Origin of the sequence: Acinetobacter corruptisaponis, from assembly GCF_030053775.1 — a bacterium.
In the GTDB taxonomy this organism is placed as follows: Bacteria; Pseudomonadota; Gammaproteobacteria; order Pseudomonadales; family Moraxellaceae; genus Acinetobacter; species Acinetobacter corruptisaponis.
This window is the reverse complement of the sequence record NZ_CP125669.1, coordinates 3,345,982-3,361,998: the sequence shown is the minus strand read 5'-3', so window position 1 is coordinate 3,361,998 and position 16,017 is coordinate 3,345,982. Positions and strand designations below refer to the sequence as shown.

Here is a 16,017-nt window from a genome sequence, read left to right as displayed (position 1 = left end):
TTTATCAAAAACTAGCCTTTAAATGTTGATTAGATTTTTTACTGCTAAAAATTAAAAATCAGGTTTTATCGTTACTTTATCACTATTTAACCACTTATGAATTAACTCATCACCACTAAAAGTAGTCCAAGAGAGTCCATCATTTATTATACTTTTACTAACAAAGTACTCTAAGCAAGTATAACTCCAATTAAATCCAATATTTCGTGTATGAGATGGAACTTTATTATTTAACTTACAATGTTCTAAGTAAGATGTGATCCTCGCGATAAACATCTTATTCACAGAATAATATCTATCTTTTCTTTCTCCATGCTCTAAGCTATACAAATTTGAAGCAACTTTATCCGCATGATAACTTAACATACTATTTACAACTAAGAGATTATACTTTTCAACTAACTCAATAATTACGTGATCCAATTCAATAGATTTTTCAATTGGGATGGGTTTATATTTTTGTATATTTAAAATTAGCTCATATGCATCAATTTTCTTTTGCTCGATAACAAACTCTCTAATTTCTTTAATATCCAAATAATCCAGTTCATAATAGTCTAATTCTATACTTAATTCTTCCAACATTTGGTTAAAACTTCCACTAATTAGATCTAAATTTAAAAAGGTGTTCCCATCAAAAAAAATATACTTGTATTTTTTATATCTACTAGATAGTTCAGCACGTATTAAATGTGAGTTTTTATAAAAAAATTTGTTTGCATCATTAAATACCCCTATAATTTCATCTGTTTTTTTACTATTAAAAATGACTCTTTTTTTATACAATGACTTAATTAAGAAGTTCTGATTAGCTCTTTCAGTAATAAACATATCTTTCCAAATTTCTTTATCCAATTTACCATGCTGATTTACTTGGCATTTAAGAGCAATTAGATACAAATAAATTTTTTCTAAATAAGTTAAATTAAATGAATTTTTCATAAATAAAAATGAATAGTCATCTTTTATAACTGATTCAATTTTTTCTATAATTACTTCAGCTTGGTTATTTATATCTTTACTTAAACAATTTTGGCAACTTAATTCATTTTGAAAAAGCTTTTTTAACTCCATACGTGATCTAGCCTTAATTTTTTGATTACAACTAAGACAATTTGAATTTTCAATAGTAGATGTAACAAAACTAAATTTAGCAATGATAGCTTCTAAGTTAGAAATATTATTGAATCCATGTTTTTTTACAAGATTTTTTAATGAATATTCAAAATCATGTGTTTCCCAACTTAATGCCCAATAATCCTTAATAAGTAAATCATAAGTTTTTGATTCATCATCTATAACGTGTATTAAGATATTTTGTTTAGTCATTGTGGAAAATTTTATCAATAATTTCTTAAAGTATTCTATTTTTCAACTAGTTAAACTTTAGATCCATTATTGAATTGTAACTGAAGTATAATAGTACAACTAAATAGTATACATACTATTTATAAGATTTTGTTTTTTATTAATAATTATTATTTTAGTATGAAATATAGGGTTATTTTTTCTAATCTGCATTTTCTGAACGATCTCCCAAACTTGCGGCCCAGTTTACCTTTTTGGTGATTTCTGGACGTTCGTCATGCCATAGTTTTTTTAATTCAGCAACTAGCAAGTCATGCCCATTACGTGTGATCAAGTTCGATTTCATATTTAAAAACGCTACAACAACAATCCATTTACAAGTTTTTGCATTGTATTCCTTATTTCAACACGACTAAAGTGTATAAATTTTATTCTTTTTCAAATCATGTGTTTGTGATGTATTTCTCATATTTTTACTGATCAAAATTTGACAAGCTTCTTTCTGACGCTTAAGATGCGCTCCTAAGTTAGTTTTTCGTTTACTTTTTATACACTTTGTAAATGATGTGAAACATTTTCATCATTTTTCCATTAACCCAATGTCATTTTGAATGACGTTCATGACTTGCCCACCCCGATTTAATTTATCAACTTTTAGAAGTTGTGGTGAAGTTTTGCCTCAATTTTTAGGGCATAAATTACCTGTAGCGGAGACAACATGCACAGTAATTCAAGTTCTGGGTCTAGGCCTAGCCTTAACTCTTTATCTTCCAAGCTACCATTCCAGGCCCTTGCTTTAGGCATCGTCATTATGCCATTCAATAGCTTGAATGCAGAAAAATCACATCAATACAACACGGTTGTGACAACCAATGTTTTAACAGTGGTTGCAGTTGAAAACCCAACTACTGTTTTTAAAGACGGTCAGTTTCTGCATGGTTTCGGCTATGATTTAGCCCGCAACTATGCACAGAGCCTCAACGTAAAACTTGACTTTAAAACTGTTCCAGACAATGCAACCGCATTGAAATGGGTTGCCCAAGGCAAGGCCAACCTAGCCATGACCACGGCAACACTTGCCACAATTGAGAGCAAACAACTGGTTTCTTTCTCGGCAAGCTGTGGTGATCAAGCAAGTTTGAGCCGTAACGGACTAAATCCCCAGCTTAACTGGGTGTTTAAACAGGCTGATGATCCCCTTACCCTGACAGCCAGTGGTTTTGTCTGTCAGAGCAAGCAATCAGGCACCACTCAACAACTCGCCTCTTTCTATAATCGGAATGTGGTCAAACCTGAATCCTGGTCGACTATTCAGAAAGACCTGAATCAACGTTTACCGATTTATAAGGCGAGCTTTAAACAGAGTGCTGCAAAATACAATCTGGATTGGCACCTGTTGGCAGCAATTGGCTATCAGGAGTCTTACCTAAAGCCTAGCTCGGTGTCTCCCACGGGTGTCCGCGGCTTAATGATGCTGACCAACAGTACAGCGCAGGCAATGGGTGTCAGTAACCGATCTGATCCAATACAGAGTATTCAGGGTGGTGCGAAGTATTATGACCTGATGCTGGATCAATATGCCAATGTAGCCTACCCAGACCGTAACTGGTATGCGCTGGTGGCATACAACATGGGACCTGGTGCAGTGAACCAGATTCAGAAACGGATCAAGGCTCAAGGCAAGGACCCAAATCAGTGGGTGAACCTATATGACTATTTACAGCGCAATCAGGCACGCAATGGTCGCTATAAGCAAGCGGTTCAATACGTCACCCGTATCCGCACCTATCTAGAGCACATCAAAACCAGTAACCGCATTGATGTCTGAATCCAGACAGGAACAAAAAAAGCTTACCTTTGGGTAAGCTTTTTTTGTTCAGAAAACAATTAAGCAGTTTGCTCAAGCACTTTCTTGAATAGGTCTTTTTGTTCCTGGCTTGGTTTAGCTGTCTGTAAAGCCATAAGCTGGGACATATCGCCTTGAACCTTGATTTTACCTGTCATGAATGCCTGCATCGCAGCAGCCATGTCAAACTCAAGGAATACTTTACGTAAAGTTTCCGCATCCATGTTCAAAGTGGTTTTAGCGTTTGGAGATAAACCCTTTTGGATTTTACCCGCATCTAAAGCCAACTCTGTATTACCAGCCGCATCTGTAACAACCAAGTTAATCGCTAAATTCGCAAGTGCTGGTGGTAAGTTTAAATCACCCGCCTCAGCAGTAAGTTTTTCAACAGTTGCAAACCAATCATCAGTTAAAAATGCAGCCATGATTCTTCCTCAAATGTATTTGTTCAATTTCTTGTGCCATCTATCCAGACGACATCACATGAAGCAATTTGCTTGTGCCCTGTTATAGCATGTAATTTTTAGTTTAGGCTATGCTTTTTTGTACCTCGAACTGAATTTTTTAGATGCTTATTGCTACCTTTATCGCTTATTGATCAAAATTTGAATTTTTTTAGTGCAAATTGTTTGTAAATAAAATCATAAAAAACCGCAATACAGATTTCATCATGTATTGCGGTCAAGTTATTTGATTATGGCAGAAGATTATATGGATTATTCCGCAGCAAAGCTGAGGTTCACCACATCCAGACGATTCTTCATCTCCTCAGGATCTTTCATATCAAACTCACGTTGCCCGTCCAGCGCCTCAAAGTCGAATAACTCACGGTCAGCCAGTTGTGATGGAGAAACGTTCTGCAATGCGCCAAAGATGCTGTGCAGGCGTTTCGGATATTGTCTATCCCACTCACGCAGCATGTCATTGATGATGGCACGCTGTAAGTTTTCCTGTGAACCACACAGGTTACAAGGAATAATTGGGAACTTACGCAATTCTGCATACTTGATAATGTCTTTTTCCTCGACATAGGCCAAAGGACGAATCAGGATATTCTTTTTATCTGAAGACAGTAATTTCGGTGGCATTGCCTTTAGGCTACCGCCATGGAATAGGTTCAGGAAAAACGTGGCCATGATGTCATCACGATGGTGTCCCAACGCGACCTTGGTTGCACCAATCTCCTGGGCAAAGCCATAGAGGGAACCACGGCGCAGGCGTGAGCACACAGCGCAATAGGTCTTGCCCTCAGGTGTTAAACGCTTGGTGATGGTATAGGTGTCTTTTTCAAGGATGTAGTAGGGAATGTTGTTCTCTTCCATATAACGTGGCAAAACGTCTTCTGGGAAGCCAGGCTGTTTCTGGTCCAGATTCACCGCAACAATATCGAAATTGATTGGTGCAATACGCTTGAACTGCAACAGGATGTCCAGCAAGGTGTAGCTGTCCTTACCGCCCGAAACACAGACCATGACCTTGTCGCCATCCTCGATCATGTTGTAATCACGAATCGCATGTCCAACTTGACGACGCAGCTTTTTCAACAGGCGATAATATGCCGAACTGGTCGGAAGTTCAGGCTTGAAATTAAATCCTTGGTTGGACTCGACTGGCGCGTACATAGACGTGATTTACCCATAAACAAAAATACCGCAAGATTTTATCTGATTCCGAAAAAATGCGCACCTAAAGAATTTTTCAATTTCTTTGAATCGTCATATTAGAGTTTCATACTGGTAAAATTCTGACCAAAATAAGTAAAAATTGTCTGGATTGCTTATATTTCAAACTTTTCCACAGTTTTCCACAAAACCTGTGGATAAAATTGTGGATTTCTACGCTATTGACAAACTGTTTTTATCTTAAAATAAGGCGTTCGATTAAATTGATCATTTTTTAACCAATGTTTTTATCAAAATAAAATCAATAGGTTATATAAGTCAATACTTCGATTTTAAAAAAAATATTTTAATTTTTTTTGCTGAACATTCGCACAAAATGACTTGATTTTTGTCAGACAGTGAAAAATAAAAAAATTGTAGCCAAAGTACTTTTTATGCTTTTTTTTGTTAAACTGCTGTGAAGAACTTAAGCTCATCTTTTGTGAATATTATAACGATGGACAAAACAACTTATTTTTTTGCTCTTTGTTTGGGGTCAATCGGTTTTTTTCATAGCACAGTATCGACCTCGTATGCTGGGCAGACCATTTATCAATTTAAAGACACCAATGGCACCACCCTGCTGACCAACCGCAAGAAAGCAGAATATAATCATTTAAAAGTGGTGAAAGCCACCTATTATCCTGACAGTAACATTCACAGTTATAGTAACTGGGGCGCGAGCGAAGCTTCTGTTCTGCCAAGCTACAGCCGTAATAAAAATGCATTTGACCAACTGATTCGGCAGGCCGCCCAGCAACATGGCGTTTCAGAGGGTTTGGTTAAGGCCATCATGCACACCGAATCGGGCTTTAACATTAATGCACGCTCACCTGTAGGGGCACAGGGCCTGATGCAACTCATGCCTGCAACAGCCCGTCGCTTTAATGTCAATAATGCCTACGACCCACAGCAGAATATTTTTGGTGGGGTCAAATATCTAAGCTGGCTATTAAAACGTTTTAACGGTGACACCCGTCTTGCAATTGCCGCTTATAATGCGGGTGAAGGCAATGTGGACAAATACGGCGGTATTCCCCCGTTCCGTGAAACTCAGGACTATGTACGCCGTGTTACCAGCCGCCTGCAAAACCTTTATTCATCAGGTCTGGGCACCCCGCTTTCTGACTCAAGCAACAATACTCCAAACGGACAAGTGCTGGCGCAATCCGCCAATTATTCCACGAATTCCAACAACCCTACCGAACCCGCACCAACGGCCAAACAGTACAGCCGTCAAATTATCACCCTGTCAGATGGTACTTTCACTGATGCACCGATGGGAACATATACCACCAGCAATGCCACTGCATCTGCCCGAATTCGCCTGAGTGACTAGCAATTTACTTCATCTATTCTCACCTGATGATTTTAGCTGTTTTTTATAAAAATTTGCTTTTAAGTCCCTGTTTAAGCGTCAGTTCATTGTTTTATTGATTAAATGTATCAATCCCTATTTTTTTTCTTGAATTTTTGGGGTTCACCCTGCATATTAACGGTATGGTTTATAATTTATAAATCAGATCACTTTTTCTTTATAAGAGGGTTTTCTCAATGATGCGGATTGGTTTGTTCTTGCTAACCAACCTCGCGGTACTGGTTGTAGCTGGCATAATTTTGTCACTCTTCGGTGTCGGTAGTTACCGTGGTGCGGGTGGCTTAAACCTAGGCAACCTGATGGTCATCTGTTTTGTCTTTGGTATGGTGGGTTCTTTTATTTCCCTGTTCATGTCAAAGTGGATGGCTAAAAAAACCACTGGGACTGAATTAATCGACCCAAATGCACCTCGTAACCAGGCGGAAGCATGGTTATTGCAGGAAGTTGCTCAATTAGCCCAACGTGCAGGAATCAACATGCCTGAGGTTGGTATTTTCCCATCTTACCAATCCAATGCCTTTGCAACAGGTTGGAATAAAAACGATGCGCTGGTTGCCGTTTCCACAGGTCTACTTGAACGCATGAACAAAGATGAACTTCGTGCTGTGCTGGCCCACGAAATCGGACACGTTGCCAATGGTGACATGGTGACACTTGCCCTGATTCAAGGTGTGGTCAACGCTTTCGTGATGTTCTTTGCACGTGTCGCAGGTGACTTTATCGACCGTAACGTGTTTGGTCGTGAAGATGGTGAAGCCCCAGGCCTGGCCTATTTTGCCATTACCATTGTACTTGACATTGTGTTCGGTATTCTGGCCTCTGCCATTGTGATGTGGTTCTCCCGTCAACGTGAATACCGCGCAGACGAGGCTGGAGCGCGTTTGGCTGGTAAACAGGCGATGATTTCTGCCCTGCTTCGTTTACAGGCGGAATCTGAAATGCCAGACCAAATGCCGAAAGAAATGAAGGCATTTGCAATTGCGGAAGGTAAGGAACAAGGCTTTAGCTTAGCTGCTTTATTTCAAACCCACCCAACCATTGAACAACGTGTTGCCGCCTTACAGCAATTAAATGTTCAATAACCTAAACCAGATAAACGATAAAGCCTCCAAAATGGAGGCTTTATTTTTACTTGGTTAATCTAACCAGCCTTGAAAGACTGATACAATTGCCATAAATAGCTAAAACCAGCCCACATGGCAATCACCAATAGAATAAGTACCGCAATACCCAGCAAATCAGGAATTCTTAACCAAACCCAGCTTACGATTGGATTACGCCAGAATGCCGAGGTTTTCTGCTTTTGCTCAAGGGATTCATGCAGGAATGGATGCACCACATGGATGTCACTGTATACCTGATATTCCTCACGGATATGCTCATGCACAATGTCCAGTGTCTTGCGGCTCGGACGAATAAACACGTCAAACAGGGTGCCAACAATCGGCACAAAACCCACCAGCATATCCATAATCGCCAGTCTGACCACACCATTCAGTTTATGTTGTGGAACACCCACTTCCCTTGCCTTTTTAAAGGCGTAGAGCGTCAGGACAAAACCTGCAACATCGCCCGCAAAGGGAATGGTACTGAGTGCAGCATCGGCTCCCACGCCCTGCTTGGTAAATGGAATCCTGACCAGACTATCCATGGTATTGGCAAATTTTGCCAGATCACGTTCCACCGCAATCGCCTGCTGCTGGGTTAGTTTTTTTTGTGTTGGACCAGTCATTCACTCAACCTAAAAACGTTGTTTATGCTTGAGAATAAAGTACTTTTTAGGCTTTGTCGGTACAATTATTATTACAGTTCAGAATAAAATCATTGAAGCAATAAACAAATACACAATTACACCTGTGGCATCACAGATTGAAGTTACCAAAGGTGCCGAAGCACTTGCTGGATCAAGTCCTGCCTTATTCAAGATAAAGGGCAAGCTCATCCCAATCAGACACCCCATCAACACAATACCCATCATACTGATTGCCAAGACCAAGGCGATCATTTCGTCACCACGGAAATAGCCCAACAACGACACTGCAACGGCCATAGTTCCACCAAGGCACAAAGCCACCAGACTTTCCCGCCCCAATAAATGAAACCAGTCCCTAAACTGCACATCCCCCGTAGCCAAGGCACGTACCATGAGGGTTGAGGACTGAGAACCCGCATTTCCCCCACTTCCGACCAGCAATGGCAAAAAGAACACCAGCACCAGATTTTGCGAAATCACGTCTTCATAATGGGCAATCCCAATACCCGAAAGCAAACTGCCAAAAACCAAGAAAACCAGCCAAAACACTCGTTTCTGATAGAGCAGCAAAATCGGTGCCGACTTGATACTAAGTTTAGATGAGGCATTCACCGCCCCCACTTTCAGGAAGTCCTCCGTTGCCTCCTCACTGGCAACATCCATCGCATCATCATAAGTGACTATTCCCACCATCATGTCCTGATGGTCAATGATCGGCAGGGCCAACAGGTCATAACGGGCAATGGTTTTCGCGACCTCATCCTGATCTGTATCGACATAGGCTTTCAGGACATTAGTTTCCATCAGCTCATTGATGTTCTGCTCCTCAGGCGCAAGTATCAGTTGCTTTAAGGATAGAACACCCAAAATCTTTCGGGCCTGATCCAACACATAGGCAAAGTAAATTGTCTCGGTATCAGGCGCTTCCAGACGCAACATCTTAATCGCATCTTTTACCATCATGTTGGGTTTTAAGGTCGCATACTCGGAACTCATGATCGCCCCAGCGGTTCCCTCAACATAGGAGGAAAGCTGGCGAATATCTTCCCTTTCCGCCTGAGCCAATGCAGGCAGCAGCGCATTCTGCTGTTCCTGGTCCAGACATTTAAATACATCAGCCCGTTTATCCGATGACATCTCGCCAATAATTTCAGCCAGAATATTTCTTGGCATGACTTTCGCCAGATTGACCTGTTCAGTGGGGGGAAGATAAGAAAACACATAGGCCCGTTTGGGCAAATGTGTTAACAGCAATTGCCCCTGTTCTACAGGTAACTGGGTCAACACATCCGCAATATCAACGGCACGGAACGTTTTTACCGAATCAAGTGCAAGTTCAATCTGATTATTCTTTAGTGCATCATTTAATAAATATAAGAAATTGTTGGAGCTCATATCCACCTCTTCACCAATGATCTGTCATGAAGAGTCAATCAGCCTTTTATTTTACTGGCGGATCAGCGCTTCATTCAGAACTTGGTCAATATAAAAATGTTTAATTCTTGAAAAACGACAACTCTGCGTGTCCATTTAGGCAATTAATCCTCATTAAGCCGTTTATACGGCACGGCAATACTACAAATAATTTTTTTCATTCTCAAATGAGCTAACAAAAATGAACAATTCAGGTCTATGGACTTGGCCCATAAACCTGATTATTCATTTGCATTGAATTTTAAAGACTGTCTTGTTCAATGGTTTCCAGTTTGTGTTTAGGCTTAAACATATTGGCAACCAGTACAAACATAAATGGAATAAAGATCAGCACCAAGACCGTTCCAAAGACCACTCCACCCAAGACACTGATCCCGATTTCCTGACGGCTGACCGCACCCGCACCAAAAGCAAAAACCAAGGGAATCACCCCCGCGCCAAAAGCAAAGGATGTCATCAGAATCGGGCGTAAACGCAAGCCTGCACCCTGCAATGCGGCCTGAATGGCATTTTTCCCCTGAGCCTGTGCCATTGCCGCAAACTCAACAATCAGAATCGCATTTTTACAGGACAAACCAATGGTGGTAAGCAAGGCAATCTGGAAATACACATCATTCGGCAAACCAAAACTATGTGCAAAGATAATACTGCCTCCAATCCCCAAGGGAATTGCAGTCATCACCGCCATTGGGATACGCAAGCTCTCATATAGGGCGGCCAAGCATAGGAAAATAAATGCAATGGAGATTAAATATAACCAGATTGCCTGATTGGTTGACTGCTTTTCCTGATAGGAAAGCCCTGTCCACAATAATCCCAGTCCCTGTTGCTGGCCCACCAACTGCTCAATATCTTTCATGGCCTGTCCAGACGATTGGCCACTGCCCACATTGGCCTGTAGTTGCAGGGCGCTATAGCCCATATAACGTTGCACAATACTTGGATTCCCTGCCCAGGCAGTATTTGAGAATGAGCTGAATGGCACCATCTGGTTTTGACTGTTACGGACTGACCATTGATATAAATCTTCTGGTTTGGAACGAAACGGTGCATCACCCTGTAGAATCACCTGCTTAATCCGCCCCCGATCAATAAAGTCATTTACATAGGTTCCACCCCATGCCGTTGACAAGGTGCTATTGATATCATTCAGGTTTAGGCCATTTGCCAACGCCTGTTTATGGTCAATCTTCACATTCAGGGTGGTTTTGCTGTCGGTTGACTGTTTGTCCAGATTTTCAAAGCTCGAAAATTTCTGACCGAGCTGCTGTAGCTGCTTAAAGCTTTGATCAAGGAATTGATCGCCCTGTCCATTCAGGTCCTGAATCCAGAAATCAAGGCCATCGGTTGAACCCAGACCATTTACCGAAGCGGGTAAGGTCACGTTAATCTGGGCATTTGGAAATTGGCTAAAATATTTAAGCGCTCGTTTACGAATGGCTTCGGCAGAATTTTTCTGTCCCGTGCGTTCATCCCAATGATTCAATGCAATAAAGCCCTGTCCTAAGTTTTGCCCTGTACCTGAGTTATTGCGTCCATACCGAATCAGTACCAGCTTGACGTTGTGTTGTTCATTCTGGAGAAAATATTGTCGAATCGACTCACCCACTTCCTGACTTTTGGACAGTGGTGCGCTATCCACCAGCCTAAATTGCACACTTAAGATTCCTTGATCCTCTTTCGGCAGGAAACTGCTTTGCAAGCCTTTATAGAACAGGGCAAATACCGCAATCAATGCAATAAATATCACCAGAACAGGGGCTTTATAGCGCAATGTGGTCTGGACTAAATTCAGGTATTTGGTTTTTAAGCGTTCAATCCCGTTATTGAAGTGAACAGCCCATTTTTTAGGTTGATGGTTCGGTTTTAGAATCAAGGCACACAATGCAGGCGTCAGTACCAAAGCCACCAACAGTGACAATATCATGGCAGCAACCAGGGTAATGGAGAACTGGCGATAGATCACACCAATTGATCCTGCAAAGAAAGACATTGGAATAAAGACCGCAGTCAGCACCAGCGTAATCCCAATCAGTGCGCCACTAATTTCCTGCATTGATTCAGTGGCAGCCTGTTTGGGAGAGAGATGCTGCTCATGCATCAATCTTTCCACGTTTTCCACCACCACAATGGCATCATCCACCAACAGACCAATGGCAAGGACCAAAGCAAATAAGGTTAAAGTATTGATACTAAACCCAAGCAACTCCAGCACAGCAAAAGTACCGAGAATCACAATCGGTACAGTAATACTTGGAATCAGCGTGGCACGCCAGCTTTGCAGGAACAGGAACATCACCAGAATCACCAAACCAATGGCCTCAACCAATGTCTTGATTACTTCCTTGATGGATTCCTGAACAAAAGGTGTGTTGTCACGTGGATAAACGATTTTATAGCCAGCAGGCAATTTGCTGGATAACTCATCCAGCGTCTGGTGAATCAGTTTAGAGGTCTGGATGGCATTGGCACCCGAAGAAAGTGAAATTCCCAAACCTGCCGCTGGATAACCATTAATGGTGTTAAAAGACTGGTAATTTTCTGCACCAAGTTCAATACGGGCAATGTCCTTGAGTAAAACAAAACTGCCTGAGACATTGGATTTAACCACGATTTGCTCAAAGTCCTGAATGGTTTTTAATCGGGAACCTGAAGTCACTTTGGCATTGAGATATTGACCATCCACCACAGGCAAGTCACCAATTGCACCCGCGGCAACCTGCGTATTTTGGGTACTAATCGCTGCAACAATATCATTGGGGATCAGGTGGTACTGGATCAGTTTATTGGGGTCCAGCCAAATTCGCATGGCATACTGTGAACCAAACACATCGGTTTCACCCACCCCATCAATACGATTTAAATTATCCAGTACATGGGTTGAAAGATAATCGGATAAGGTGATATTGGTTGATTTTCCTGTACTGTCATATAACCCCACCACCATAAAGGTATCACCAAGTGACTTGGTCACATTGACACCCTGACGCTGTACGGCATCGGGTAAACGTCGAATCACACCACTGATTTTATTTTGTACCTGAACCTGTGCGGTATCTGGATTGGTGCCATTTTCAAAACTGATGGTAATACGGCTACGGCCTGAGGCATCACTGGTTGAACTAAAATACAGTAAATGGTCAAGCCCTTGGATTTGCTGCTCCAATACCTGAGTAACACTCTGCTCAACAGTTTTGGCATCTGCGCCACTATAATTTGTTGAGACAGTAATTTTAGGCGGTGCAATATCAGGATAGCGTTCCACAGGTAAGTTGAGAATCGCGAGTATCCCTAAAGCCATGACGATAATGGCAAGTACACCTGCAAAAATGGGTCGCTCAATAAAAAACTTAGATAGCACGGCTGTTCATTCCATGGTTGAAACAGTCAATTTTTCAAAAACATAAACAAATATGGTGACTTTCAGCATATGATCATTACCGAGCTTTCCAGCAAACACCATCTCTATTAACATATCATTGCAAAAAGCGGAAATTGCGGAGAAATAATGGATTTTGGAGATTTAAGGGAAATAATTTCAATGTTCATTTCCATGAGAAATTAAAGCTTGGCTAAATAATTTAATTTGCTGTGCAATCAAATACTTCCCAATTTTGAATTGACACATCCTCCACTTAAACCGATATTAGCACGCTTATTACTCTCTCCCACTGTACTAGAACCATATGAAAGCCAGCTTAAAAAATTTTAATATTTTGCTGCTTATTGTGCTGCCTGCGTTAATCACGGGCGGTCTGTTGATTTCTGCTGGAAATTTAACCGATGGTTTACGACTGGGCTTCCTATCCTTGCCTGGAACAATTTTTCTTATTCTCGCCATCATTAAACAGAAAAAATATTGGCATGTGCTCACCATCATATGGTGGTTTATTTTCTGGCTTGATGCACTGTTACGTTCCAGCACATGGTTTCTATTTAACAGTGACAATGAGGCCTATTTTATTATCGAGGCGGTTGCCAATACCAATCAGCAGGAAATTCTGGAATTTTTTGAATTACATCTCGCCTCTCTTATTCTGGTCTTATCAGGCTTAGCTTTTCTTACAGTGAGCTATAGCTATGCAGTATTTAAATATTTAAGTGCAAATGACCTTTTGCAAGTCTGGAATCAACGTTTTTACCGTTTTTTTATCATTTTTTTAATATTATTAACGATCACCAGCTATTTAATGAAGCCCTCGCGCAAAGTTCACCCTGTGGTATTTTGGCAAGATTATTACAGCAAAATCCAGAATTTTAAAGACAGGATCAAGCAACATAAAGCTGTACATCAGCAATGGGATCTCAGCGCAAAACAAAATCTGGTCTTAACTGATCAGGCAAAAGGCAAACAAACCCATGTTCTGGTACTTTCAGAAAGTATCACCAGCCTGAATTATGGTGTATGTGGCTATCCAAGAGATACCACACCAGAACTCAATAAACGACTGGATCAGCTTAAGGTTTTTTGCAACGCCTTTTCACCTGCTCCATCCACCATCAATGCCTTACGGGTTTTATTGACGGAAAGTCCAGCATCGGAACATGATAAATATTCCCCTGAAAGTGTGCTGGCCTATGCCCGAGCGGCAGGCTATAAAATTTACTGGATCAGCAATCAGGACGATGTTTATCTCTCGTCGCTTTTTGGTTCCTATACGGATAAAGCCATTTATAAAAACAGGCGTTCAGGACGTAGCAGCAGTTCTCTGGATGAAAACCTGCTCCCTGATTATCAGCAGGCACTGGCTGATCCTGAACCGAAAAAATTGATTATCCTGCATTTGATTGGTGCCCATCCAAACTATCAGGAACGTTATCCAGCAGCATTTAACCGCTTTACCAGCACCAGTAATGATGCGGTGGAAACTGACCTTAAAAACAGGGATATTGACCCGTGGATTCGTTCGCTACGCAATGATTATGACAACGCCGTGTTATATGAAGACTCCTTATTGGCCAAATTTCTGGATGAGTTGCAGGCCGATCATGTACCAGACTTCAGGTCATTCATGGTGGTGTCGGATCATGGCAATGAAGTTGGGCATGAAATCGACTATGCAGGTCATAGCCCAAATACCAAGGCGGGTTATCAGGTTCCCGTGATCATGTGGTATGACCATATTCCCTCAACTGGTGTGGATAAAACCAGGACACTGAACACGGCAGAACTTGATGACAACCTGATGCATATCATGGGACTTAAGGAAAAGTCAGCACCCAAACGGACGTACTGGCTGGATAACAATTATCAGTTTAGCCCTGAAGAAAATTGGCCTTATTGGAAACACAGGCCATCCTGATATTCAAAGTTAAGAACGAATCCTGAGTCTTACGATACTCCACATTTGCGGATATGCAGTTAAATAAAATCTCTCTATGCTGAATATAAAGCAACATAGAGAGAAAAATGCTATGAAAAAAACTTTTTTAGTCATTACCTTAGCGAGTCTTTTAACAGCATGTGGCGGTTCTGACAATGATCATGACTCTGCAACGCCAGACAATCCTAATCCATCTCAGCCAAATGAGCCAAAGGTCGGTGTATTTAAAAATGGCGAGATTGTTTCAGGTGTTCACTATCAAACCAGTGGCGGCACACAGGGTGATACCAATGACAAGGGCGAATTTAATTACAAAGCTGGAGAAAACATTCGTTTTAGTTTAGGCAATGTCCAACTTGGCAATGAGGTGAGTGCTAAAGCAGTCCTCACTCCTGTAGATCTATCTGAAAAAACCAATGTTAAGGAAAATCTGGTTGCATTTATCCAGTCTCTGGACAGTAATACAGCATTAGCAGGTATTCAGGTCAGTGATCAAACCAAAAATGTTTTAGCGGGGACACCCATCAATTTTGATCAAGCTTCAACAGCGTTTGTACAGGACAGCAATGTTAAAAAGACGATAGCAGAATCAGGAACAACCCTAGTGGATTCTGAAACAGCCAAGGTCAATTTAAGAAAGGCATTTTATAGTGATATTGCAGGCGTATGGCAACTATCCTCAACCAAGGCCAAAGAAAAAACCCTGGTTTATGTGGATGCAAATGGCAACTATGTGATGGGACAGGCCTCTGCTAAAGATGCATATGGACAAGCTGGCATTGAGATTGGTAATTTTAATATCGACCCAATTACTTCACATATAAAAGCAACTGCAAGTCTTGATAAAAATGGTGAATGGGGCTTTGCTGGTTCCGACACCGATATTTATCTTTCCTATGGTGAGCAAAAAGACAGCTTGCTGATACGGGAACCGAGTGACAACAATGCCCGTTATACCCTGACTAAAGTTCCAAATCAGGAAAACAGTTTGGTCGGTTCATGGCAAATGCCGAACCACATCTTTACGTTCTTTAGCGATAATAGCTATTTCCTACTGCACACTACAGAAGAAGATTGTGCATTCAATGGCTTAGAATATGGTAAATACAGTGCCACCAATAACACGCTGAAAGTTTCTGAGATTTATTATGACACCACAGGCTGTGCTGGTTTAGTTGATTCCTATCATCCAGAGCTGGTTCCTGGACAATATGATCTGGACAGCTACACATTCACCATTAAGCAAAATGACTCACTTGCAGTTCAATATGAAAATGAAGAACCCGCAATTTTCAAACGAATAAAATAATCCA

General features: G+C 41.1%; 11 protein-coding genes and 1 pseudogene. 5 read left to right on the top strand and 7 right to left on the bottom strand.

Annotated elements, in window-relative coordinates:
- Window positions 1–51 precede the first annotated feature (51 nt).
- Together QLH32_RS16005 and QLH32_RS16000 are read right to left on the bottom strand one after the other, a co-directional pair.
- The gene (locus QLH32_RS16005) at window positions 52–1,329 is read right to left on the bottom strand and encodes a hypothetical protein (protein ID WP_283267035.1); all 1,278 of its coding nucleotides are present in this window, start codon (window positions 1,327–1,329) and stop codon (window positions 52–54) included.
- A 184-nt stretch (window positions 1,330–1,513) separates the two neighbouring features.
- A pseudogene (locus tag QLH32_RS16000) lies at window positions 1,514–1,654 on the bottom strand (transcription elongation factor GreB); the annotation flags it as partial.
- 372 nt (window positions 1,655–2,026) lie between these two features.
- On the opposite strand from QLH32_RS16000, the gene QLH32_RS15995 reads away from it, so the two are divergent.
- The gene (locus QLH32_RS15995; RefSeq protein WP_283267034.1) at window positions 2,027–3,136 is read left to right on the top strand and encodes a transglycosylase SLT domain-containing protein; all 1,110 of its coding nucleotides are present in this window, start codon (window positions 2,027–2,029) and stop codon (window positions 3,134–3,136) included.
- 59 nt (window positions 3,137–3,195) lie between these two features.
- On the opposite strand, the gene QLH32_RS15990 is transcribed toward QLH32_RS15995, so the two are convergent.
- A complete protein-coding gene (locus QLH32_RS15990) occupies window positions 3,196–3,579 on the bottom strand; it encodes an SCP2 sterol-binding domain-containing protein (RefSeq protein ID WP_004676693.1) in 384 nt (127 codons plus the stop codon).
- A 291-nt stretch (window positions 3,580–3,870) separates the two neighbouring features.
- Window positions 3,871–4,776, bottom strand: a complete 906-nt coding sequence (gene ttcA, locus QLH32_RS15985; protein ID WP_267980368.1) for a tRNA 2-thiocytidine(32) synthetase TtcA — start codon at window positions 4,774–4,776, stop codon at window positions 3,871–3,873.
- Between the two features lie 496 nt (window positions 4,777–5,272).
- Here ttcA and QLH32_RS15980 point away from each other — a divergent pair, with 496 nt between their 5' ends.
- Window positions 5,273–6,154 (top strand): lytic transglycosylase domain-containing protein, encoded by an 882-nt coding sequence (locus tag QLH32_RS15980; RefSeq protein ID WP_283267031.1) that lies wholly within the window; start codon window positions 5,273–5,275, stop codon window positions 6,152–6,154.
- Between the two features lie 215 nt (window positions 6,155–6,369).
- Window positions 6,370–7,275 (top strand): protease HtpX, encoded by a 906-nt coding sequence (gene htpX, locus QLH32_RS15975; RefSeq protein ID WP_267980366.1) that lies wholly within the window; start codon window positions 6,370–6,372, stop codon window positions 7,273–7,275.
- Window positions 7,276–7,334: 59 nt separating this feature from the next.
- On the opposite strand, the gene QLH32_RS15970 is transcribed toward htpX, so the two are convergent.
- The 3 genes from QLH32_RS15970 to QLH32_RS15960 all read right to left on the bottom strand — a co-directional run bounded on the left by QLH32_RS15970 (window position 7,335) and on the right by QLH32_RS15960 (window position 12,741).
- Window positions 7,335–7,925, bottom strand: a complete 591-nt coding sequence (locus tag QLH32_RS15970) for a DUF4112 domain-containing protein (protein ID WP_283267030.1) — start codon at window positions 7,923–7,925, stop codon at window positions 7,335–7,337.
- 78 nt (window positions 7,926–8,003) lie between these two features.
- A complete protein-coding gene (gene mgtE, locus QLH32_RS15965) occupies window positions 8,004–9,341 on the bottom strand; it encodes a magnesium transporter (RefSeq protein ID WP_283267029.1) in 1,338 nt (445 codons plus the stop codon).
- Between the two features lie 280 nt (window positions 9,342–9,621).
- On the bottom strand, window positions 9,622–12,741 hold the full coding sequence (locus tag QLH32_RS15960) for a multidrug efflux RND transporter permease subunit (RefSeq protein ID WP_283267028.1): 3,120 nt from the start codon (window positions 12,739–12,741) through the stop codon (window positions 9,622–9,624).
- 325 nt (window positions 12,742–13,066) lie between these two features.
- Here QLH32_RS15960 and QLH32_RS15955 point away from each other — a divergent pair, with 325 nt between their 5' ends.
- A complete protein-coding gene (locus tag QLH32_RS15955; protein WP_283267027.1) occupies window positions 13,067–14,683 on the top strand; it encodes a phosphoethanolamine transferase in 1,617 nt (538 codons plus the stop codon).
- Between the two features lie 112 nt (window positions 14,684–14,795).
- Window positions 14,796–16,013, top strand: coding sequence for a hypothetical protein (locus QLH32_RS15950; RefSeq protein ID WP_283267025.1), 1,218 nt, complete (start codon window positions 14,796–14,798; stop codon window positions 16,011–16,013).
- Window positions 16,014–16,017: the final 4 nt, after the last annotated feature.